We start from the raw sequence: 20,553 nt of genomic DNA on the forward strand, positions 1-20,553 counted from the left end.
GTTGAATCGTCCGCATAGCTGTAATCAAGCTTGAGCGCGGCGTAAACCGGATATAGACGCCGGCAGCGCAGATGCGAGAGGTCACACCTCAGATTTGATCACTCAGGCGCTGGTGACCGCGCCTTGTTTGCTCGCATCCGCCGGCTGCCGCTTGCCGAAGGCGCGCAGGAAGGTGCGCACGCCATGGGTCGCCGATTGCAGCACCTCGTCGTCATCAGGCGTGCCGCCGAGCATGAAGGTCGTCTGCAATTCGGCATTGGCAAGGGCCAGGAACTGGCGAGCCGCGACATCGGGATCATCGATGTCGAGGAAACCGGCGTGAGCGAGGCGGGCAAAACGGGCGGCGATCGCCGGCCATGTCCTGCCCGGTCCCTGTTCGCGCCATTCCGCGAAGAGTTCGGGATAGCGTTCGCCCTCGGTCTGGATCAGCTTGCGCAGGAATTTTCCGTCGCGGCTACAGACACAGTTGTGGTTCATCCGCACGGCGAAGGCGATCAGATCGGCTTCAAGATCCTTCGGCTGGTCGGGAAAGGTGGAAATCGTAGCGAAGATGCCGGTATTGCAACGCTCGGTGAGGTCGCGGACGATGGCGACGAAGAGTTTCTCCTTGTCGCCATGGTGGTTGTAGATCGTCTGGCGCGAAACGCCGGCTTCGGCGGCGATCATGTCGATGTTGGCGCCGGCGAAGCTTTCGCGGCAGAACACCTCGCCGGCAGCATCCATGATGGAGACGCGCTTGGCCTCGTGGCCGCGTGGCGGGATGGTGTCAGGAGAAACGTTGACTTTCATAAAAACTATATAGAGGTGATTGACGAATTGGACAAGAGTGTCTAAATTTATGGACTTAGATTGAAGAGGTTCCCGCCGCAGAAGAAGTCGGAATTCCAGGGGATGGAACGTCCTAGGATTACACGCCGGTCGGCGGCAAACCAGATTTGAAAGAACCTGCTACCATGAATCCCCAATTCCTCCGCATCGCGGTCGTGCTCGGCCTGTTGTCCGCGATCGGCCCGTTCGCCATCGACATGTATCTTCCGGCGCTGCCTTCGATCGGCGAGGATCTGCAGGCCAGCACCGCTGCCGTGCAGATGAGCCTGCTGATCTTCTTTCTGTCCATGGGTTTTGGACAGATCGTCGTCGGACCGATCTCCGACATGGTCGGGCGCAAGCTGCCGCTCTATGGCGGCCTCGCGCTGTTCATGGTCGGCGGCATCGGCTCGGCGCTGGCGCCCTCTGTCGAATGGCTGATCGCCTTCCGTTTCCTGCAAGGGCTCGGCGCTAGCGCGGGCATGGCGGTGCCGCGCGCCATCGTGCGTGACCTGCACACCGGCACCGACGCTGCCAAGCTGATGTCGCTTTTGATGCTGGTGTTTTCGGTCTCGCCGATCCTGGCGCCGCTGACCGGCAGCGTCATCATCGAGAATTTCGGCTGGCGTGCCGTGTTCTGGACGGTGACGGGTGGAGCCGTGCTTGCCACCATCCTGCTGGCGACCTCGCTGAAGGAGACGCGGCCGGTCGAGGCGCGTGCAGGCAGTTCGTTCGGCACCGCGCTCTCCGCCTATCGCTTCCTGATGGGCGACCGCAACTTCCTTGGCCTGGCGTCCATCGGCGGCTTCGGGATCGCAAGCTTCTTCGTCTATCTGTCGAGCTCCTCCTTCATCCTGATCGACCATTACGGGCTGTCGCCGTCGGTCTACAGCGTGTTCTTCTCGATCAACGCGGTCGCCTTCATCGGCATGTCGCAGTTGACGGGGATGCTGGCCGACCGGTTCGGGCTAAGGCCCGTGGTGCGGGTCGCGGTGGTCGGCTATGCGACGACAATGGTGGTGCTGTTCGCGGTGATGGCGTCCGGCGTCGACCGGCTCGACGTGATGGCGGCGCTTCTGTTCGTCGGCTACGGGTTCCTCGGCTTGGTGATCCCGACGACTTCGGTGCTGGCCATGGAGGAGCATGGCGCGATCGCCGGCACGGCGTCGGCTTTGATGGGCACGCTGCATTTCGCCATCGGTGCGGTCGCCATGGGCATTGCCGGCATCTTCTTCGACGGCACGCCGCTGCCGATGGTGGCCGGCATCACGCTTTGCGCGGTGATCTCCTTCATGCTGGCCAAGGTTACGCTCGGCCGTGGACGGGAGATTGTCGAAGCGCCTGCCGAATAAGCACTGCTATCGGCGACAGCTAAGGCCGGGTCATTCCCGGCCTTTTTGACTTCTGACATCAAGCGACAAGCCAGCCTTGGCGAAGATAAAACGCAGTCGCGCCTCGACGGGCGCCAAGGGCAACGGGACCAGCTCATAGCCCAATTCCGTGTAGACTTCGGCCAGCGCATGATAGGTGCGTTCGGCCTCGTCGAGGGTCTGCTTTCGCTCGCTGTCCTGCCGAAAAATTTCTGGCCAGGGTGGTGCGATGAAGACATGACTGGCGTAGCGGAAGCGTTCGGCGGCGTTTCTGATATGGTCCGGCACCGGCAATCCGGTGAGCCTGATATAGCCAAGCGTGTCCGGCACGCCGCGATCGAAGAAGACGGGACCGTTCTGTTCGAACGCAGCGTGATACGAACGCATCTCCCATGACAGCATCAGTTCGGCGAACAGTGCCGGATCGCGCCAGGGCAGGGCCGGCCCTCCTATCGCCAACTGCTCGCGGATGATGCCGCGTCCTGCTTCGGGCGAGGTTGCAAGGCCGGCGGACCGCAAGGCTTCGATCAATGTGGTCTTGCCGGAACCCGGGCCGCCGGTCAGCACGAAGAATCGATCGGAATCGTTTTGCATTTTCAGTCCTTGTGATGAATGCAGCGGCCGCTTTGTCAGCAAACAGCTTCACGGCTGGGCGCAGGGCAAGGACGTGCGGCCAGCAAACCTGCTGCCGTTACATATCGAGGGGGAGAAAAAGTGGGGGGATCGAAGGGGAGAAATGGAGGTTTCTGTTGCCAGGTACCTCCGAACCCCGCCTAGAAGTGCGAACCACTAGGGCTTGAATTGAAGCTATCGCACCGCTTACGCGGCGAGACGTGCTTCCGCATAGTTGTCGTTGGCAACTATAAGTTTAGCCCGATAACGGTGGTACAATGCCGGGCAAAAGTACGATCTTTACACCTTCGTCGATCCTATTTCGCCCCCAGCAAAAGCCGCTCTTCGACAAGAGCGGTTTTTGGTGGAGGCGCCGGGTACCGCCCCCGGGTCCGAACGGCTTATTTCATCGCCTGTTTATCGCCATAGTCGGTCGAGCCGACCAAGCGAATATAGGGACTGGTCGTGGAAAATGAAAGGCCGGAATGGCGGTTTTGTACCCGGGTCAAACTGCATGTTGGAGGGTTGACTCGGAAGCGGTCTCAACCGAAGCTTTGCGATGGTGAGGAGTTACCGACCTAGCGCATATCTTGCGGCAGCGCGCCACAACCCTCATCACCGGATCCGTGGCGCCGACGAGGGGAAATTTGATGGCCGATTATCTCGCAGACGTGAAGAAATACGACGCCGCGGCAAATGCCGACGCGGTCGCCAAGATCGTGAAGCATTTGGGCATTGCGCTGAGGAATCGGGATTCCTCGCTGGTATCCTGCACGGATCCCAAGGAACTCGATCGCGTCAAGGCAAACTGGGTTGCCAAAAAACTCGGCATCACCGACGGCAGCAAGGCGGACGCGGCCATCGAAAAGACCTGCAAGGCGATGGAGGCCGACAACACCAAGAGCCGAGTGACCTTCTACTACCTGGTCGCCAAGGACCTGGGCAAGCTCGGCGCGCTCTGAACAATCGTCCCGCATCAGTCGGAATGCTGGCGCGATTTTCGCGCCAGCCCGTAGCCGGGGTATCTTGTCCGAACATTCTGCGCTTTGATGTGTTCGGCCCGCAGCCAGTCGGTTATGATAACCGGTAACCCGAATCGAGCCGAAGCCGATGCGCCAATATCTCGACCTCCTGAAGCACGTACTGGAAAACGGCGCCGATCGCGGCGACCGCACCGGCACCGGAACGCGCTCGGTATTCGGGTACCAGATGCGCTTCGACCTTGCGCGCGGCTTTCCGGTCACCACCACCAAGAAGCTTCACCTGAAGTCGATCGTGCATGAACTTCTGTGGTTTTTGGCCGGCGACACCAACATCAAATATCTTAACGACCACGGCGTCTCGATCTGGGACGAATGGGCCGACGAGAATGGCGACCTCGGCCCGGTCTACGGCAAGCAATGGCGCTCCTGGCCGGACGGCCATGGTGGCGCCATCGACCAGATTGCGAACCTCTTGAAGGAGATACGCAAGAATCCTAATTCCCGACGGCTGATCGTTTCAGCGTGGAACCCGGCCGAAGTGGAAGCCATGGCGCTGCCGCCCTGTCATTGCCTGTTCCAGTTCTATGTCTCCGAGGGCAGGCTTTCCTGCCAGCTCTACCAGCGTTCCGGCGATATCTTTCTCGGCGTGCCGTTCAACATTGCTTCCTATGCGCTGCTCACCCTGATGGTGGCGCAGGTGACGGGGCTGAAGCCCGGCGATTTCGTCCACACGCTAGGCGATGCTCATCTTTATGCGAACCATTTCGAGCAAGCGCGCGAACAGTTGCAGCGTACCCCCAAGGCGCTGCCGACGCTGTGGATCAATCCGGAGGTGAAGGACCTCTTTGCCTTCCGCTTCGAAGATTTCCGTCTGGAAAACTACCTCGCCGATGCGACAATCAAGGCGCCGATCGCGGTGTGAGTCGAAAACAGCGGGCTTTAATCGACCCTGTCTCGAAATCGCTCGGCTGCTGTCCGCCCGTCGATGTCCGCAACATCCGATTGACCCAAGGTATCGGCCGGTAGCGTCGCGCTGTATCCACCTCAATTGATCGCGAGCGGTGGCAGCGCCATTGGCCGGGCCATTGTCCGGGCCAAGTCTGGCAAAAAGCCTTCCCTTGTTATATCCATGTGGATATATCGATTAGCAGACTGCGCTAATCGAATTTTCAAAGCCCCGGGGAGAGTTTCATGCTGGTTCGCAAGGGTTTCGGATTGAAGGCGGCCGCCATTGGCGGTTTCACGACGATGTTGATCGCCGCTATGCCGGCTGCCCACGCGGATGACAGACTGATCGTCTTCGCCGCGGCGAGCATGAAGAACGCACTGGACGCCGTGAACACAACCTGCGAGGCCGATGTCGGCGAAGCTGCAACCGTTTCTTATGCGGCAAGTTCCGCGCTGGCCAAGCAGATCGAGAGCGGCGCTCCGGCCGACGTCTTCATCTCGGCCGATCTCGACTGGATGAAATATCTCTCCGACAAAAAGCTGACCAAGCCCGACACGGAAGTGAAATTGCTCGGCAACCAGATCGTGCTGGTAGCGCCGAAGGATTCGTCGGCCGAAACCAGGATCGAAAAGGGTTTTGACCTTGCCAGGCTGGTCGGCGACGGCAGGCTTGCCATGGGCGATTTCAAGGCGGTGCCGGCCGGCAAATACGGCAAGGCGGCACTTGAATCGCTTGGCGTCTGGTCCTCGGTGGAAGGCAAGGTGGCGCAGGCCGAGAATGTGCGCGCAGCACTCAAGCTGGTTTCGACAGGCGAAGCAGCGCTCGGCATCGTCTACGCCACCGACGCCCATGCCGAGCCCGGCGTCAAGGTGATCGGCACCTTCCCGGAGGATTCGCACCCACCGATCGTCTACCCGGTTGCCCAGACGGCGGATTCGAAGGACAAGGATGCGCCGGCATTCCTGAAATGCCTGCAGTCCGCCAAGGCAGTCGCGCTCTTCAAGGCGCAGGGTTTTACGGTTCTGACGCCGAGCAACTGAGGCACGACGCCGAGAGATGAATTGGTTGCTGGACCTCACTCCCGACGAATGGAATGCGGTCCGGCTGTCTATCAAGGTGGCGACGGTGGCGATGATCGCCAGCCTGCCGCCCGGCATATTGATGGCGCTTGTGCTTGCCCGTGGACAATTCTGGGGCAAGACGCTGCTTAACGGGCTGGTGCATCTGCCGCTGATCCTGCCGCCGGTGGTTACCGGCTATCTGCTGTTGCTGTTTTTCGGCCGGCGCGGCCCGGCCGGCGCCTTCTTCGCCGAGCATTTCGGCATTGTTTTCTCTTTTCGCTGGACGGGTGCCGCACTCGCCTGCGCCATCATGGGCTTCCCCTTGATGGTGCGGGCGATCCGGCTGTCGATCGAGGCGGTCGATCGCAAAATTGAGGCGGCGGCCGGAACGCTCGGCGCCAGTCCGCTGTGGGTGTTTGGGACCATCACGCTGCCGCTCATCCTGCCCGGGCTGATCGCCGGTGCGATCTTGTCGTTCGCCAAGGCGATGGGCGAATTCGGTGCGACGATCACCTTCGTTTCCAATATTCCCAACGAAACGCAGACGCTGCCGTCGGCGATCTACACGTTCACGCAGGTGCCGGGCGGCGATGCCGGCGCCCTCAGGCTGACGCTGATCTCGATCGTCATCTCGATGGCAGCACTTGTCGCATCGGAGGTGCTGGCGCGGCGCGTCGGCAAGCGGATGGACGTCGAATGACTGTAATGGTCGACATCAGCCATCGGCTTGGTGATTTCGGGGTCGAGGCTCGCTTTGAGAGCGCCGGGCGGCTGACCGCGCTGTTCGGGCCTTCGGGCTCCGGCAAGACGTCGCTGATCAATATGATTGCAGGTCTGATCCGGCCCGACAAAGGGCGGATCGAGGCTGATGGCCGTGTGCTGGTCGATACGGATGCGGGCCTGTTCGTGCCGAAGCACAAGCGCCGCATCGGCATGGTGTTCCAGGACGCGCGGCTGTTTCCGCATATGAGCGTGGCCAGCAATCTGCGCTACGGCCGCTGGTTCACGCCGTCGGCAGAACGCTATGCGGATATGAATGCGGTCGTCGACCTGCTCGGCATCGGTCCTTTGCTCGACCGGCGTCCGGCAAAGCTCTCCGGCGGCGAGAAACAGCGCGTGGCGATCGGCCGGGCGTTGCTCGCCAGCCCGAAAATGTTGCTGATGGACGAGCCGCTGGCCTCGCTCGACGAGGCTCGCAAGGCGGAGATCCTGCCCTATATCGAGCGGCTGCGCGACGAGACGAAAATCCCGATCGTGTATGTCAGCCATTCGATCTCGGAAGTGGCGCGGCTGGCAAGCGACGTGGTGGTGCTGGCGCAAGGTAAAGTCGCTGCTTGCGGCCCGACCGGGGCGATCATGCAGCGGCTCGACTTGTTGCCGGCGGAAGAGCGCGGCGAGGGCGGCGCGGTGCTGGATACCGCGGTGCTGCGCCACGACGAAGTCTTCGGCATGACCGTGCTTGGCTCGGCGGCGGGCGAGATCCGCGTGCCGCGTCTGGCCACTCCGGTCGGTGCGCCGGTACGCATTCGCATCCGTGCTCGCGACGTGATGATCGCCACCGAACAGCCGACTGGCCTCAGTGCGCTCAACATCTTGCCGGGCACGATCGTGGCGATAGAGCCGGGCGGGGGACCTACGGTCGAGATCGGCATCGACTGCAATGGCGCAACCGTGCTTGCCCGAATCACCGAGCAATCGCGACAGACGCTGAAACTTCGGCTCGGCCGAAAGGTCTACGCGGTGGTCAAGACGGTAAGCTTCGACCGGGCGAACACGAGCGCCGGCCTGCCTGTCGAGGCGGAGGGATGACCGCTGATGATCGTCGCTATATCGATTTGGAATAGCGGTATTGCTGGAGAGGTTCTAGTATGGCTGCGGCGTGATTGCGGAGGAGTGGAATGCCGTCGCTGAGCTTGCGGATAAACCTCGATCCAGACGGCCGCATCGGGCCGGGCAAAATCGAGCTTCTGGAGCAGATAGCCGCCTTCGGTTCGATCTCGGCGGCGGCGCGCGGTATGGAAATGTCCTACAAGCACGCCTGGGATCTGGTCGAGGACATGAACAGGGTGTTCGGCAAGCCGCTGGTCGCGGCGCAGACCGGCGGGAAAAAGGGCGGCGGCGCCCAGTTGACCTCGGTGGGGCTTGCGGTGGTCAGCCGCTTTCGCGCCATCGAACGGGCTGCGGCTTCGGCGGCGGAAACGCATATGGAGGCATTACAGGCGGAAATCGACGCTGGGTGAGGTCGGTGGAATTTGTACCGGCCGAGCGTAACCCCTTATTCCTCCTCCGGCTCGCCGGGCTTGCGCAGCAGATACGTATCCATGATCCAGCCCTTTTTCCGGCGGGCTTCCTCGCGTGTCTTTGCGATTTCGTCGCCGACGTCGCCGAGGCGGCCGGAAATGAGGATCTCGTCGGATGTGCCGAGATAGGCTCCCCAGTGGATGACGAGGTTCTTGTCGTCCAGCGTGTTGAAGGCGCATTTGCCGTCCAGCATGACGACGGTGCTACCGGCATTATCGGGCAAACCTTCCTCGGTGAGCCGGCGGCCAGTAGTGATCTGAACCGCATCGCCGATGCGATTCAGCGCGGTTCTGTGGCTGGCGGCGAGCGCCTGAACAGCAGTGATGCCGGGAATGACGTCCAAAGCGAATTCGACATTGCCCCTGAGGCGCACGCGCTCGAGGATGCGCAGCGCGCTGTCGTAGAGCGAGGGATCGCCCCAGATCAGGAAGGCGCCGCAGCCATTTTGCGAAAGCTCATCGCGGATCAGGCCCTCATAGATCGCAGCGATCGCCTCGTGCCAGTCGTCGACGGTCGAACGATAGGAAGGCGCCGGCTCGGCCCGCACCGGCACGTCGAACTCGACGCGACGCGAGTTTGGGTTGGTGACGAATCGGTCGCAGATCTGGCGGCGCAGTTCTGCGAGATCGTTCTTCTTCGCGCCCTTGTCGGGAATGAACAGCACCTCGGCGCGGTTCAAGCCGTCGATGGCCTGCACGGTCATATGGTCGGGATTGCCGGCGCCGATGCCGATAACAAGAAGCTTGCGCATAGGCGAACTCCTGCCCGATCCGAACGTCGGTGTCCAGACAAGCCATGGCTGTGCGCAAGCGCGGAAGGGCTTTGAAGCGCGACATCGAAACGGCTAGAGTCATGCCGGTATTTCGCCAAGGGAGCTTCCATGTTCCGTTATCTCCTGACCGCAGCGCTGGCGCTCCCGGCCACGCCCGCATTCGCCAATGATTCGATCGCCGAATTGGGAACGGGCGGCCTGATTCTGTCGCGCAGCGACGCCGTCGCTATGGAGAGCGAGGATCTCTACATCTCGCCGGAAAAGGTGACGGTCGACTATGTCTTCCGCAACAACACCGACAAGGACGTCGACGCGATCGTCGCTTTTCCGATGCCCGACATCGAAGGCGACCCCAACGAGATGCCGGCGATCCCCGACGGCCAGAGCGACAATTTCCTCGGCTTCGAGGTGACGATCGACGGCGTGGCGGCAAAGCCGCAGCTCGAGCAGAAGGCGTTTGCGCTCGGCATCGACATCGGCGCCGATTTGAAGGCGCAGAACGTGCCGTTTTACCCGTTCGGCGACGCGGCCAAGGCGGCATTGGCAAAGCTGCCGCAAGCGGTTGCCGACGACTGGGTCGATCGTGGCCTCATCATCGAGGACACCGCCGACGATGGTTCGGGCATGAAGACCGTCTATGTGCCGTTCTGGCAATTGCGCTCGACCTATTGGTGGCGCTCGACCTTTCCCGCCAACAAGGCAGTCCGGGTCGCTCATCGCTACAAGCCGAGCGTCGGCGGCACGTCCTCGGTCAGCTTCTTCTATGACGGCCAGTTCCAGGGCCAATATGCCGCCTACAAGACCCGCTACTGCATGGACCAGACGTTCGAGAATGCGATCCGCAAGGCAGCGAAGGGCAATCCCGATGGTACTCCGAAACATTTCGAAAACCGCATCGCCTATATCTTGACCACTGGCGGCAACTGGGCGACGGGCACGATCGGCAAGTTCAAGCTGACCGTCGACAAGGGCGATCCGAAGAACCTGGTCTCGTTCTGTGGCGAAAACGTCAGGAAAGTCGGGCCGACGCGTTTCGAGATGACGGCAGAAAATTTCTATCCCGAGCGCGACATCGACATTTTGCTGCTGGTGCCTACCGGTGGCGATGGGAGCGGCGGCTGATGGATGTCGCGATCTATGTCGCCATCGCCGAAAACGGCGTGATCGGGCGCGATGGCGGGTTGCCGTGGCGGCTTTCCAGCGATCTCAAGCGGTTCAAGGCCGACACGATGGGCAAACCTATCGTCATGGGTCGCAAGACCTATGAAGGCATCGGCCGGCCTCTGCCTGGAAGGCTCAACGTCGTGGTGACCCGCGACAAGGCCTGGCGCGCCGAGGGCGTCGAAGTCGTGCATTCGCTCGACGAGGCGATCAGTCTGGCGAAGGTGCGCGGGCGCTGCATGGCCGGCGCCGACGAAATCTGCGTTATCGGCGGCGGCGAGATTTATGCCCAAGCGCTGCCGCTGGCCGACCGCTTGCATGTCACCCATATCCTTGCCGCGGTCGACGGCGACGCGCATTTCCCGCGGATCGATCCGGATTCGTGGCGCATCGTCCGCTCGCAGGACGTTCCTGCCGGTGAAAAGGACAGCCATGCGACACGCTATTCGGTTTACGAGCGGCGCCGCGACGTGCATTGAAGGACGATAAAAGGGTCGCGACGGTCCAAAACGGACGGCGACGACAACCGATCGCGTTGAAAGCGTGCTGTCGCGTCCCTATAGAAGGACGATACTGGATTTTGCGTCGTCAGGCCGGCGCGTGAGGGAGCGAAAGGACATTCATGCCCTGGAATGACAAAAGCGGCGGAGGCGGCGGCCCGTGGGGCGGCGGCAACAATCCAGGACCCTGGGGGCAGGGACCGAAGGGACCCAGCGGTCCGCAGGGCTCGCCTCCCGATCTCGAAGACATCATCCGGCGCGGCCAGGACAGATTGCGGCGTGCTTTGCCGGGAGGCGGTGGCGCCAGCCCAGCCGTGTTCGGGCTGATCGCGGCAGCGCTCGTCGTGCTGTGGGCGTTCAAAGCCGTCTATACCGTGCAGCCGGACGAGGTTGCGGTCGAACTCAGATTCGGCGTGCCAAAGGCGGAGCTCTCGCAGCCCGGCCTGCATTTCCATTGGTGGCCCATCGAAACGGTCGAAACCGCCGTCATCGCCGAGCAACTCGTCGATATCGGCGGCGGCACGACCTCCGGCAACGGCTCAGGCCTGATGCTTTCTGGTGACCAGAACATCGTCAATGTCCAGTTCTCTGTCGCCTATCAGGTGTCCGATCCGAGGGCCTATCTGTTCGATGTGTCCGATCCCGACGGCATGCTGCGGCAGGTCGCCGAAAGCGCCATGCGCGAAGCCGTCGGCCGTCGGCCGGCGCAGGACATCTTCCGCGATGATCGCGAGGGCATTGCGGCTTCCGTGCGCGAAATCATCCAGACGACGCTGGACGGCTATAAGGCCGGCCTGAACGTCAACGCGATTTCGATCGAGGATGCCGCGCCGCCGCGCGAAGTGGCCGACGCCTTCGATGAAGTGCAGCGGGCCGAGCAGGACGAGGACAAGTTCGTCGAGCAGGCCAACCAGTATTCCAACCAGAAACTCGGCCAGGCGCGCGGCGAGGCCGCACAGATCCGCGAGGAGGCGGCCGGCTATAAGAACCGGGTCGTGCAGGAGGCCGAAGGCGAGGCGCAGCGCTTCATCTCGGTCTATGACGAATACGCCAAGGCGCCTGACGTGACGCGCCAGCGGCTTTATCTGGAAACGATGGAGAGGGTTCTGAAGGATTCCAACAAGGTCATTGTCGAGCAAGGCAACGGGCAAGGGATCGTTCCCTATTTGCCGCTGCCGGCATTGCAGCAAAAGGCGCCAGCGCCGGTCCTCGGAGGAAACCAGTGATGGCCAACCGTCTTCCCATCATTGCCGTCATCGCCGCGGTTCTCCTGTTCCTGCTCTATTCGTCCGTCTTCGTCGTCAATGCTCGCCAGCAGGCGCTGGTGCTTAGGTTCGGCGAGATCGTCGACGTCAAGAGCCAGCCGGGTATCTATTTCAAGGCGCCGTTCGCCTTCTTCGATGCCGATAGCGTGCAGTTGATCGAAAACAGGGTGCTGCGCTTCGACCTCGACAACATCCGCGTCCAGGTTTCGGGCGGCAAGTTCTATGAGGTGGACGCCTTCATCGCCTATCGGATCTCGGATCCGCGCGTGTTCCGCTCCGCGGTGTCCGGTCAGATCGAGCTGGCCGAGGCACGGTTGAGGACGCGTCTCGACGCCGCCTTGCGCCGTGTCTACGGTCTGCGCGACTTCGAGGCAGCGCTCTCGGAAGAGCGAGCCGTGATGATGCGTGAAGTGCGCGATCAGCTGAGGCCCGACGCTACATCGCTCGGCCTGCAGATCGAGGATGTCCGCATTCGCCGTACCGATTTGACGGCGGAAGTCTCGCAACAGACATACGACCGCATGAAGGCTGAGCGTCTGGCCGAAGCCGAGCGGCTGAGGGCGCGCGGCAACGAGGCGGCGCAGCGCATCAGGGCTCGCGCCGACCGCGAAGTGGTGGAGATCGTCGCCGAGGCACGGAGGGAGTCTGAAATCCTGCGTGGTGAAGGCGAAGCTCAACGCAGCGCCACCTTCGCGAACGCCTACCAGCGCGATCCGGCCTTCTTTGATTTTTACCGATCGATGAATGCCTACGGCACGGCGCTGAACAGCACCGGAACGACGATGGTGCTGTCGCCGAATTCGGAATTCTTCCGTTTCTTCCGCAATCCCGCCGGCGGGGATACGCCGGCAGCGCCGCCCGCAGCACCTGCTGCACCGGCAGCGCAGCCAGGCACCGGCCAGTAACGGCCGGTGCAGGATTTTCTGGCAGCAATAGGCCTGGTTCTCGTCGTAGAGGGCCTGGTCTATGGCGGCTTTCCCAACCTTGCCAAGAAACTTGCCAGCGAAGTTCTGACAACGCCGGAGAATGCGCTGCGGATCGCCGGGCTGGTCGCAATCGCCGTTGGCGTCGGCCTCGTCTGGCTGGTGCGCGGCGGATAACGTGATCGGTCTATGATTTCGGGATAACGCAGGATTTATCCTATGCCGATAGCCATAGCCGCAAACGTGCCGTATTTCTTGCCAACATGGCTCGACGCTGCGTTTTCGGCGAGGCGCTTTTCTTTTCAGAGACACCGGGAGACTTCTCGATGACATCCAACAGCTTTTTGCGCGCGGCGAGGCGGACGTTCACTTCGGGTGCAGCAGCACTTCTTATCGGCGCCTTTACCGTGCCGTCGCTGGTGACGCCGACAATCGCTGCGGATGGCCCGGCCTCGGTCGCCGATCTCGCGCAGGGCCTGCTGGGTGCCGTGGTCAACATATCGACCTCGCAGAGGGTTAAGGGCACCGAGGGGCCTGGTGCTGTGCCGATGCCGCAGCTTCCGGAGGGCTCGCCCTTTCAGGATTTCTTCGACGACTTCTTCAAGAACCGTCCCGGCGAACAGGGCGATCGCTCGCAAAAGGTGCAATCGCTGGGCTCCGGCTTCGTGGTCGATGCCGAGCAGGGCATCGTGGTGACGAATAACCACGTGATCGCCGATGCCGACGATATCGAAGTGAATTTTTCCGACGGCGTGACGCTGAAGGCGACACTGGTCGGCACTGACACCAAGACCGACGTTGCGGTGCTGAAGGTCGACCCGAAAGGGCACAAACTGACCGCGGTGAAATTCGGCGATTCCAGCAAGATGCGTGTCGGTGACTGGGTGATGGCGATCGGCAATCCGTTCGGCCTCGGCGGCACCGTGACTGTGGGCATCGTGTCGGCCCGCAACCGTGATATCAATTCCGGTCCCTATGACGATTTCATCCAGACCGATGCCGCGATCAACCGCGGCAATTCCGGCGGACCGCTGTTCAACAGCGCCGGCGAGGTGATCGGTATCAACACGGCGATCATCTCGCCGTCCGGCGGCTCGATCGGCATCGGCTTTTCGATTCCCTCGCAGCTGGCGTTGGGCGTCGTCGACCAGCTCCGCCAGTTCGGCGAGACGCGGCGCGGCTGGCTCGGCGTGCGCATTCAACCGGTGACGGAAGATATTGCCGAAAGCCTCGGCATGGCGACCGCCAAGGGCGCGCTGGTCGCTGGCGTCATCAAGGGAGGGCCGGTCGACAACGGCACCATCCTGGCGGGCGACGTCATCATCAAGTTCGACGGCAGGGACGTCAATGAAATGCGCGACCTGCCGCGCGTCGTCGCGGAAAGCTCGGTCGGCAAGGCTGTCGACGTGGTCATCGTGCGCAAGGGGGTCGAGCAGACCGTAAAGGTGACGCTCGGCCGGCTCGAAGATGGCGAAAAGCTTGCCAGCAGCGAGGACGGCAACGCCGATCAGGACAATGGCGACAAGGCGCCTGCCGTTGCGACGGCCGCCGTGCTCGGCATGACCATTGGCGAGCTCAACGACGAGACGCGGACGAAATTCGGCATCGCCGCCGAAGTCTCCGGCGTGGTCATCACCGAAGTCAGCAAGGATTCGGCCGCTGCCGAACGCGGCATCCAGGCCGGCGAGGTGATCACCGAGATCGCCCAGGAATCGGTCGCCACACCCAAGGATGTCATGGACCGGATTGCTGCATTGAAGGAGCAGGGTCGCAAGAACGCGCTGCTGATGCTGGCATCGAAGTCCGGCGAATTGCGGTTTGTGACGATCCGGATGGATTGAGTCCGGTAAGGCCTGCAGAGCTTTGATTTTAAGGGAAAAGGGCGGCTAGCGAGCCGCCCTTTTTCTTGCCGGCCAATCCCTGCGCGAGAGCCTGTAGAACACATGCCGCTTCAGCCTGGCATGGCTGTCCGGAATGCCGGGATGGTCGAAATCGCTGGCCGGGTCGGCGATCATGCCCAGGCGCTGCATGACGGCGGTGGACCGGCTGTTATCCCTAACGGCGAAGGACACGATTTCATCGAGGCCAAGCGTTTCGAACCCATAGGCGAGCCAGGCTTCGGCCGCCTCGGTGACGTAGCCATGGCCCCAGAATTCGGGCGCCAGCCGCCAGCCGATCTCGACTGTGCCGGCCGGCAGGAAGGGCAAATGGTCGGTGTCGAGGAGGCCGACGAAGCCGATGCATTGGCGCGTTTCAATTATCTCGGCGGCAGCGAAGCCATAGCCATCCTCGGCAATCCAGGCGCGGAACTCGTCCATTTTGGCGTCCGCGGCAGCGCGGTCGCGGCGAAATGGAAAGAACTCCATGACGCGTTCGTCGGAATTGATCCGGTGGAAGAGCTCGCGGTCGCGGTCCTCCCAGTTGCGCAGGATCAGGCGCTCGGTGCGGATCGGCGTCACGCTGCAAATTCCTCCTGCCGGTAACCTTGCAGATAGAGAAGCGCGGTCAGGTCGCCGTGGTCGATGCGGAATTTTGCCTCCGCTGCCACAACCGGTTTGGCATGAAGCGCCACACCGGTGCCGGCAAGGCGGATCATGTCGAGGTCGTTGGCGCCATCGCCGACGGCAATGGCGTCCGCGGTCGTCAGCCCGAGGCGGGCCGAAATCTCGAGTAGCGCTTCGGCTTTCGCGGCGCGCCCCAGGATCGGCTCGGCCACCAGCCCGGTGAAGCGGCCATTCAGCTCGAGCAGGCTGTTGGCGCGGTTCTCCTGAAAGCCGAGCATGGCGGCAATGCGTGAGGTGAAGACGTTGAAGCCGCCCGACACCAGTGCAGTCCATGCACCGTTAGCCCGCATGGTCTGGACAAGCGCGCGGCTACCGGAGGCCAGCGTCAGGCGGTTGGCGATGATGCGGTCGACCACCGCAGCGTCGAGGCCTTTCAGCAGCGCCACTCGCTCACGCAAGGCCGGCTCGAAAGCGATCTCGCCGTTCATCGATCGCGCCGTGATGGCGGCGACGCGATCCTTGACCCCGATCTCGTCGGCAAGCTCGTCGATGCATTCCTGGTCGATGACAGTCGAATCCATATCGGCGATGAGGATTTTCTTTCGCCGTCCCTCGGCCTGCTGAACGATCACATCGACCGGCTCGGCAGCGAGCACGGCGCGCAGGCTGGCGGTCGCTTCAGCGGCTTCGGCCCCATCGGGCAAAGCGAATTCGCAAGCGATGCCATCGGCCAGCCAGCGAACAGTGCTTGCGCCGACCGACCCTGACGCCATATTCGCAAGCGCCGGCGACAATGCGCGGCCGGCGGGATGGGACACAAGCGTGGCGATCAAGGGCGTGGCGATCAGCGGCATCGAAAATTCCGGCGGGCAGGCGGACGAAGGCCGCGTTAAGAACGCGATCCTGATAGCCGGGCCAACTGCCAGCGGCAAGTCCGCCCTTGCGCTCGATCTCGCCGAGCGCAAGGGCGGCGTCATCGTCAACACCGATTCCATGCAAGGCTACTCGGTACTCGACGTGCTGACGGCGCGGCCGACCGCTGCCGAGCTCGCCCGCGTCCCGCATTATCTCTATGGGCATGTCCATCCCTCCACCGCATATTCCACCGGCGCCTGGCTGCGCGACGTGACGAAGCTGATCGACGAGGGCACGTTCTTCGAACGGCCGGTGATTTTCGTCGGCGGCACCGGGCTTTATTTCCGGGCGCTTGTGGAAGGCATTTCGGAAATGCCCGACATTCCGCAGCAGGTCCGCGACCGCTGGCGCTACGAACTCCAGGAGCAGGGCGCAGCCAAGCTGCACCGCATCTTGATGCGCGAGGATTCCGCGGCCGGGATGATGCTGAAGCCGACCGACGGCCAGCGCATCGTGCGGGCGCTGGAGGTGCTCGACGCATCGGGCCGTTCCATTCTCAAATGGCAGGCGGCGAGAGGCCGATCGCTGATCGACAGGGACAGCGCACGCTTCTTGGTGATCGAACCGGATCGGGCGGCGCTGGTGGAGCGGATCGGGGCGCGGTTCGACCGCATGCTGGAGAAGGGTGCGCTCGATGAGGTCAAGCAACTCACCAGTCTTGGTCTTGATCCCGATTTGCCGGCGATGAAAGCGATCGGCGTTCGCGAGCTCCAGGCCGCAATGGCCGGGGAGCTGAGCTTTCCCGAAGCGATCGAGCGCGCAAAGATTGCGACGCGACAATATGCCAAGCGCCAGGCGACCTGGTTCAGGCATCAATTGGGGCCGGAATGGGTGAGACAGCGCCCCGGTGATCGTGTGGAATCCACGATCTCGGATCCGTTTTCCGGTGCAACCTGAAAAGTTGATCTGGAGGGGAGACTTCCCGTCGAAGTTGTCCTAATTAACCCTCCGTAAGGTCGTCCGTGCCATAAGGTCTGTGGGAATTTTCCAACGGGGAGCAGATGCGTTTTCACAAGGCGGAATCAGCCTTTTTCGTCTTCATCTTCGTAATCCTGGCCGCCGGCCTGGTGACGCTTCACGCCTATGGGCTTCTGCAGGCCTTCGCGGCCGAGATCGATACGCCTTCCGGGATTGAGAAGATCGTCTATCTCAACAAGCTGTTGTTTGTGACCGGCGTTCTATTGGCGACTGCGCTGTTCTTCGGCATTTTCTTTATCTATCCGCTGATCCGCAGGCAGGCTACGGAAGAAGGCAAGTTGCGCGCCATGACGGTTTCGCTCAGCGCCCGTTCGGAAACGCTGGAGCATGCGGCACTGACCGACAGCCTGACCGGCATGCAGAATCGGCGCTATTTCGACGATGCACTGAAGGAATATCTCGAGGAATTCGGCCGCATCGAAAAGCCGGTCGGGCTGATGATCCTTGATCTCGACCATTTCAAGCAGGTTAACGACACCCATGGTCATGATGTCGGCGACGAGGTCTTGCGGGCGGTCGCCAGCTGTCTCAAGGACATGACGCGCTATCACGATGTGGTGGCTCGGCTGGGTGGCGAGGAATTTGCGGTGGTCACGCCCAATATGGACGCCGAACTTCTGGCCAAATTCGCCGAGCGCATTCGCAAGGCGATCGCCAACATGTCGATATTGTCAGGCAATGTCCGCCTGAAGATCACCACCAGCGTGGGCCTTGCCGTCTGGGACCGCAAGGAAACCGCCGAAGAGTTCTATCGCCGCGCCGATCGCCAGCTCTATGAGGCGAAGAGGCAAGGCCGAAACCGCGTCTGCGCCTGAAATCCCGTCACTAAATTCGTGATGCTGGCCGTCTGACGTAAAATCTGTCCGGCGGAAGGACGTAGTGGCGCCGGCTCAATCGTTCTGCGGGCGCAGGCCGAAGGTTGCCGGTTTCAGGCCATAGCGCATGTCGAAATCGTCGTCCAGCTGGACGCGTGCGACAGTCGGGGCAGGTGGCTTGCGATAGTTGGGATCGCCGGCCTGCCGGCTGGGTTCCACGACTTCGGCGAAAGCCATCGCCTGCTGCGGTTTCGGCACGTTGCGCAGCCTTTCGACGATCGCCACCAGGTCGACATCGTTGCCGACATCGGACAGCACGGCTTCCTCACGCTTGGCCGTGCCGGGGATCAGATCCTCGGACAACTTTTCGAATTTCAGCCGCATGGTCGTTGCCACCCCTTCGCCGAAGGCGATGGCTTCGCGCTGGCCCATGGAGGACAGGAACGCCAGCGTCGAGGCCGAGGAATCGGCGATCGCCGAGCGGATGATCGCCTGGTCCTGCTCGTTGGCAAGCCGCATGGCAAAAAAGGTCGAGCACTGCGACAGGATGGTGGGATCGAGCTCGCCCGGGCGCTGGGTGACGACGCCGAGATAGCAGCCATATTTGCGGCCTTCCTTGGCGATGCGCGACAGCGCGTGCCGGGTCGGCGCGAAACCAAGGCGCGGATCGGCCGGCATGTAGCGGTGGGCTTCCTCGCACAAGAACAATAGCCGCAGCCGGCCTTCGCTCCACAGCGCAAGGTCGAAGGCCAGGCGCGCCAGCACCGAGCAGACCGAATTGACCACTTCCGACGGCATGCCGGCCATCTCGAAGCAGGTCACCGGGCGGCCGTGATGCGGCACGCGAAAAATGTTGCCGATCGTCTCGTGGATGGTGTCCTCGATCAGGCGCGAACCGAACATGAAGCGGTAGCGCGGATCCGCAGCCGCCGATTCGATGCGCGTCCTCAGCGATCTGAGAGTGGGACGGTCGTTCCTGCTTTCCAGCAACCCCATGCGCTCGTCGATCTGCTTGAGGAGGTCGGCAATGCGGTAAGGCACCGGCGTGTCCGCGGTCAGCGCGTCGGTGCCACGCCTGAGAGAGGTGCCCGAGTTCGGGTTGCGGTACAGGCTTTTGGCGGCGGGGATGAGATCGCGCAAGACATCGACTTCCTCCGGCACGGTCTCACGCCCACGAAACAGGACTTCGGCAAATTCCTCGAGCTTGAACATCCAGAAGGGTAGGTCCAGCGTCGTCGAATCGATCCTGACGCAGTGTTCGGGCAAGGAGGCAGCGAACTCGTTGTGCGGATCGAGGATGAGGACGCGCAGGTCGGGCCGGGCGGCGATCGACTTGCGCAAAAGCAGCGAGACGGCGGTGGACTTGCCGACGCCGGTGGTGCCGACAATGGCGAAGTGGCGCGCCAGCGTGTCGTCGATGGCGATGTTGGCGTCGATCGTCTCGTCCTGCGACAGCGTGCCGATGGTGATCGAGTGGCGCCCGGCAAGGTCGTAGACCGCCTGCAGGTCGCGGCTGCGGATGCGATGGGCGATGGCGCCGATATGTGGATAGCAGGTGATGCCGCGGTCGAAAACCGGCTTGGCGCCGGGCCCGACGCCGTCGCGCACCTCGCCGATGAGTTCGATGCTGACCTCGATCGGGTTCTGGCCCTCATTGCTCCAGGCGCGATCCGACTTGCCGATCCCGTAGACCAGGCCGACGGTTCGCGTGGTGCCGAGGTTGATGGAAATCATCTTGCCGACGGTCCATTGGCCGGTGACCGTGCCTTCGGCATCCTCGGCATAGGCGCTGATGGTGGCGCGCGCGCCGTCGCACTGGACGACATTGCCCAGAATGCGCTTGTCGTTCTGCTCGGCTGTTCGGCGCTCCTGCGTTGTCGGTTCTCCGATGGAGGCTTGGCGTTCGACAAACATGAGCAGGCTGTTTCCCATTTCCCCAGGAGATCGACGTTACATCGGCGGGGTTAAGGCGGGGTGAGGTCGAATGGTGTAGCGGGTGTTAAGCCATTCGCGAAAATTGAACCGATCGCCCCCTTGCTCCAAAGCAGAATTTCGATATACCGGATGAATGACTGATATTGCGAACGATCTCTCCTCAAGCATCGGCAGGAGAATACGCTCCGAAAGAGCATTGAGGGACTGGTCGCTGGCGGAGCTCGCGGACCGCTCCGGCGTGTCGAAAGCCATGCTCAGCACGATAGAGCGCGGCAAGACGAGCCCGACCGCCACACTTCTGGTGCGCATCGCGGCGGCCTTCGGCATGACGCTTTCCACCCTTATCGCGCGGGCGGAGCTGCAAGGCGGCGGGCTGCTTCGCGAAGGCGATCAGCCGGTCTGGCGCGATCCCGCCACCGGCTATATCAGGCGGCATCTTTCGCCGGTCTCGGACATGCCGCTCGAACTGATCCGGGTCACATTGCCGGCGGGGGCCAAGGTAAGCTTTCCGGCGGCGTCCTATGCCTTCATCAGACAACAGATATGGCTGATTTCCGGACGACTGGAATTCACCGAGGGCGATATCGTGCACGGTCTCGAACCGGGTGACTGCCTTGCGCTTGGCGCGCCGACGGATTGCACCTTCCATGCTCCTGGACCGTACGCCGCCGACTATCTGGTCGCGTTGGCAAGGGGCTGAGG

The 20,553-nt window shown here is 62.2% G+C and carries 22 protein-coding genes and 1 other RNA gene; 16 read left to right on the forward strand and 7 right to left on the reverse strand.

Going from position 1 to position 20,553, the window contains the following annotated elements; all coding sequences use genetic code 11:
- Window positions 1-102: 102 nt before the first annotated feature.
- Window positions 103-789, reverse strand: coding sequence for a TetR/AcrR family transcriptional regulator (locus ABID19_RS11950; RefSeq protein WP_354490712.1), 687 nt, complete (start codon window positions 787-789; stop codon window positions 103-105).
- A gap of 164 nt (window positions 790-953) precedes the next feature.
- Here ABID19_RS11950 and ABID19_RS11955 point away from each other — a divergent pair, with 164 nt between their 5' ends.
- Window positions 954-2,159 carry a multidrug effflux MFS transporter gene (locus ABID19_RS11955; protein WP_354490714.1) on the forward strand — a complete coding sequence of 402 codons (1,206 nt, stop codon included), beginning with the start codon at window positions 954-956 and terminating at the stop codon, window positions 2,157-2,159.
- A gap of 30 nt (window positions 2,160-2,189) precedes the next feature.
- Here the strand turns inward: ABID19_RS11955 and ABID19_RS11960 are convergent, their stop codons facing one another.
- Both ABID19_RS11960 and ssrA read right to left on the reverse strand, forming a co-directional pair.
- Window positions 2,190-2,771, reverse strand: coding sequence for an AAA family ATPase (locus ABID19_RS11960; RefSeq protein WP_354490716.1), 582 nt, complete (start codon window positions 2,769-2,771; stop codon window positions 2,190-2,192).
- A 141-nt stretch (window positions 2,772-2,912) separates the two neighbouring features.
- Window positions 2,913-3,271: a transfer-messenger RNA gene (ssrA, locus tag ABID19_RS11965) on the reverse strand.
- A 168-nt stretch (window positions 3,272-3,439) separates the two neighbouring features.
- Between ssrA and ABID19_RS11970 the strand changes: the two genes are divergently transcribed.
- The 6 genes from ABID19_RS11970 (at window position 3,440) to ABID19_RS11995 (ending at window position 8,022) form a co-directional block, all read left to right on the forward strand.
- Window positions 3,440-3,751 (forward strand): DUF2853 family protein, encoded by a 312-nt coding sequence (locus ABID19_RS11970; RefSeq protein ID WP_352932198.1) that lies wholly within the window; start codon window positions 3,440-3,442, stop codon window positions 3,749-3,751.
- Window positions 3,752-3,899: 148 nt separating this feature from the next.
- Entirely contained in the window at window positions 3,900-4,694 is a 795-nt protein-coding gene (locus tag ABID19_RS11975) for a thymidylate synthase (RefSeq protein WP_354490718.1), read from the forward strand.
- A gap of 269 nt (window positions 4,695-4,963) precedes the next feature.
- Window positions 4,964-5,761 (forward strand): molybdate ABC transporter substrate-binding protein, encoded by a 798-nt coding sequence (gene modA, locus ABID19_RS11980; RefSeq protein ID WP_435528716.1) that lies wholly within the window; start codon window positions 4,964-4,966, stop codon window positions 5,759-5,761.
- A 16-nt stretch (window positions 5,762-5,777) separates the two neighbouring features.
- On the forward strand, window positions 5,778-6,482 hold the full coding sequence (gene modB, locus ABID19_RS11985) for a molybdate ABC transporter permease subunit (RefSeq protein ID WP_354490720.1): 705 nt from the start codon (window positions 5,778-5,780) through the stop codon (window positions 6,480-6,482).
- A complete protein-coding gene (gene modC / locus ABID19_RS11990) occupies window positions 6,479-7,591 on the forward strand; it encodes a molybdenum ABC transporter ATP-binding protein (protein WP_354490722.1) in 1,113 nt (370 codons plus the stop codon). The genes modB and modC overlap by 4 nt, the downstream gene beginning before the upstream one ends.
- A gap of 89 nt (window positions 7,592-7,680) precedes the next feature.
- Window positions 7,681-8,022, forward strand: a complete 342-nt coding sequence (locus tag ABID19_RS11995; protein ID WP_352932193.1) for a winged helix-turn-helix domain-containing protein — start codon at window positions 7,681-7,683, stop codon at window positions 8,020-8,022.
- Window positions 8,023-8,057: 35 nt separating this feature from the next.
- Here ABID19_RS11995 and cobF read toward each other — a convergent pair whose 3' ends face one another.
- Complete coding sequence (cobF, locus tag ABID19_RS12000; RefSeq protein WP_354490724.1) at window positions 8,058-8,834, reverse strand: precorrin-6A synthase (deacetylating); 777 nt, start codon at window positions 8,832-8,834, stop codon at window positions 8,058-8,060.
- A gap of 129 nt (window positions 8,835-8,963) precedes the next feature.
- On the opposite strand from cobF, the gene ABID19_RS12005 reads away from it, so the two are divergent.
- From ABID19_RS12005 to ABID19_RS12030, 6 genes are all read left to right on the forward strand, one after another.
- Window positions 8,964-9,977, forward strand: coding sequence for a DUF4424 domain-containing protein (locus ABID19_RS12005; protein WP_354490726.1), 1,014 nt, complete (start codon window positions 8,964-8,966; stop codon window positions 9,975-9,977).
- A complete protein-coding gene (locus ABID19_RS12010; RefSeq protein ID WP_354490728.1) occupies window positions 9,977-10,495 on the forward strand; it encodes a dihydrofolate reductase in 519 nt (172 codons plus the stop codon). Before ABID19_RS12005 ends, ABID19_RS12010 begins: the two co-directional genes overlap by 1 nt.
- A gap of 143 nt (window positions 10,496-10,638) precedes the next feature.
- Window positions 10,639-11,742 (forward strand): FtsH protease activity modulator HflK, encoded by a 1,104-nt coding sequence (gene hflK / locus ABID19_RS12015; protein ID WP_354490730.1) that lies wholly within the window; start codon window positions 10,639-10,641, stop codon window positions 11,740-11,742.
- Window positions 11,742-12,686, forward strand: a complete 945-nt coding sequence (hflC, locus tag ABID19_RS12020; RefSeq protein WP_354490732.1) for a protease modulator HflC — start codon at window positions 11,742-11,744, stop codon at window positions 12,684-12,686. Before hflK ends, hflC begins: the two co-directional genes overlap by 1 nt.
- 6 nt (window positions 12,687-12,692) lie before the next feature.
- On the forward strand, window positions 12,693-12,881 hold the full coding sequence (locus ABID19_RS12025; protein ID WP_352932178.1) for a DUF2065 domain-containing protein: 189 nt from the start codon (window positions 12,693-12,695) through the stop codon (window positions 12,879-12,881).
- A gap of 149 nt (window positions 12,882-13,030) precedes the next feature.
- Window positions 13,031-14,545 carry a DegQ family serine endoprotease gene (locus ABID19_RS12030; RefSeq protein WP_354490734.1) on the forward strand — a complete coding sequence of 505 codons (1,515 nt, stop codon included), beginning with the start codon at window positions 13,031-13,033 and terminating at the stop codon, window positions 14,543-14,545.
- A gap of 45 nt (window positions 14,546-14,590) precedes the next feature.
- Here ABID19_RS12030 and ABID19_RS12035 read toward each other — a convergent pair whose 3' ends face one another.
- Window positions 14,591-15,163: a GNAT family N-acetyltransferase gene (locus tag ABID19_RS12035; RefSeq protein WP_354490736.1), complete on the reverse strand. Its 573-nt coding sequence runs from the start codon at window positions 15,161-15,163 to the stop codon at window positions 14,591-14,593.
- Complete coding sequence (gene serB / locus ABID19_RS12040; RefSeq protein WP_354490738.1) at window positions 15,160-16,062, reverse strand: phosphoserine phosphatase SerB; 903 nt, start codon at window positions 16,060-16,062, stop codon at window positions 15,160-15,162. The genes ABID19_RS12035 and serB overlap by 4 nt, the downstream gene beginning before the upstream one ends.
- On the opposite strand from serB, the gene miaA reads away from it, so the two are divergent.
- Both miaA and ABID19_RS12050 read left to right on the forward strand, forming a co-directional pair.
- Window positions 16,052-17,020, forward strand: a complete 969-nt coding sequence (miaA, locus tag ABID19_RS12045) for a tRNA (adenosine(37)-N6)-dimethylallyltransferase MiaA (RefSeq protein WP_354491583.1) — start codon at window positions 16,052-16,054, stop codon at window positions 17,018-17,020. The genes serB and miaA overlap by 11 nt on opposite strands.
- A gap of 104 nt (window positions 17,021-17,124) precedes the next feature.
- Window positions 17,125-17,916 (forward strand): GGDEF domain-containing protein, encoded by a 792-nt coding sequence (locus ABID19_RS12050; RefSeq protein WP_354490740.1) that lies wholly within the window; start codon window positions 17,125-17,127, stop codon window positions 17,914-17,916.
- A gap of 75 nt (window positions 17,917-17,991) precedes the next feature.
- Here the strand turns inward: ABID19_RS12050 and ABID19_RS12055 are convergent, their stop codons facing one another.
- Window positions 17,992-19,830: an ATP-binding protein gene (locus tag ABID19_RS12055; RefSeq protein ID WP_354490742.1), complete on the reverse strand. Its 1,839-nt coding sequence runs from the start codon at window positions 19,828-19,830 to the stop codon at window positions 17,992-17,994.
- A gap of 154 nt (window positions 19,831-19,984) precedes the next feature.
- Between ABID19_RS12055 and ABID19_RS12060 the strand changes: the two genes are divergently transcribed.
- Window positions 19,985-20,551, forward strand: a complete 567-nt coding sequence (locus tag ABID19_RS12060) for a helix-turn-helix domain-containing protein (RefSeq protein ID WP_354490744.1) — start codon at window positions 19,985-19,987, stop codon at window positions 20,549-20,551.
- Window positions 20,552-20,553: the final 2 nt, after the last annotated feature.

This window comes from Mesorhizobium robiniae, assembly GCF_040545535.1.
Taxonomy (GTDB): domain Bacteria; phylum Pseudomonadota; class Alphaproteobacteria; order Rhizobiales; family Rhizobiaceae; genus Mesorhizobium; species Mesorhizobium robiniae.

Bases quoted from the DNA above. Each gene is read 5' to 3' on its own strand.
- serB (WP_354490738.1), bottom strand. From the start codon at position 16,062: ATGCCGCTGATCGCCACGCCCTTGATCGCCACGCTTGTGTCCCATCCC.
- ABID19_RS12030 (WP_354490734.1), top strand. From the start codon at position 13,031: ATGACATCCAACAGCTTTTTGCGCGCGGCGAGGCGGACGTTCACTTCG.
- ABID19_RS12060 (WP_354490744.1), top strand. From the start codon at position 19,985: ATGACTGATATTGCGAACGATCTCTCCTCAAGCATCGGCAGGAGAATA.
- ABID19_RS11975 (WP_354490718.1), top strand. From the start codon at position 3,900: ATGCGCCAATATCTCGACCTCCTGAAGCACGTACTGGAAAACGGCGCC.
- hflK (WP_354490730.1), top strand. From the start codon at position 10,639: ATGCCCTGGAATGACAAAAGCGGCGGAGGCGGCGGCCCGTGGGGCGGC.
- ABID19_RS12005 (WP_354490726.1), top strand. From the start codon at position 8,964: ATGTTCCGTTATCTCCTGACCGCAGCGCTGGCGCTCCCGGCCACGCCC.
- ABID19_RS12050 (WP_354490740.1), top strand. From the start codon at position 17,125: ATGCGTTTTCACAAGGCGGAATCAGCCTTTTTCGTCTTCATCTTCGTA.
- ABID19_RS11960 (WP_354490716.1), bottom strand. From the start codon at position 2,771: ATGCAAAACGATTCCGATCGATTCTTCGTGCTGACCGGCGGCCCGGGT.
- modA (WP_435528716.1), top strand. From the start codon at position 4,964: ATGCTGGTTCGCAAGGGTTTCGGATTGAAGGCGGCCGCCATTGGCGGT.
- modC (WP_354490722.1), top strand. From the start codon at position 6,479: ATGACTGTAATGGTCGACATCAGCCATCGGCTTGGTGATTTCGGGGTC.
- hflC (WP_354490732.1), top strand. From the start codon at position 11,742: ATGGCCAACCGTCTTCCCATCATTGCCGTCATCGCCGCGGTTCTCCTG.
- ABID19_RS11950 (WP_354490712.1), bottom strand. From the start codon at position 789: ATGAAAGTCAACGTTTCTCCTGACACCATCCCGCCACGCGGCCACGAG.
- ABID19_RS11955 (WP_354490714.1), top strand. From the start codon at position 954: ATGAATCCCCAATTCCTCCGCATCGCGGTCGTGCTCGGCCTGTTGTCC.
- ABID19_RS11970 (WP_352932198.1), top strand. From the start codon at position 3,440: ATGGCCGATTATCTCGCAGACGTGAAGAAATACGACGCCGCGGCAAAT.
- ABID19_RS11995 (WP_352932193.1), top strand. From the start codon at position 7,681: ATGCCGTCGCTGAGCTTGCGGATAAACCTCGATCCAGACGGCCGCATC.
- ABID19_RS12010 (WP_354490728.1), top strand. From the start codon at position 9,977: ATGGATGTCGCGATCTATGTCGCCATCGCCGAAAACGGCGTGATCGGG.
- ABID19_RS12055 (WP_354490742.1), bottom strand. From the start codon at position 19,830: ATGTTTGTCGAACGCCAAGCCTCCATCGGAGAACCGACAACGCAGGAG.
- cobF (WP_354490724.1), bottom strand. From the start codon at position 8,834: ATGCGCAAGCTTCTTGTTATCGGCATCGGCGCCGGCAATCCCGACCAT.
- modB (WP_354490720.1), top strand. From the start codon at position 5,778: ATGAATTGGTTGCTGGACCTCACTCCCGACGAATGGAATGCGGTCCGG.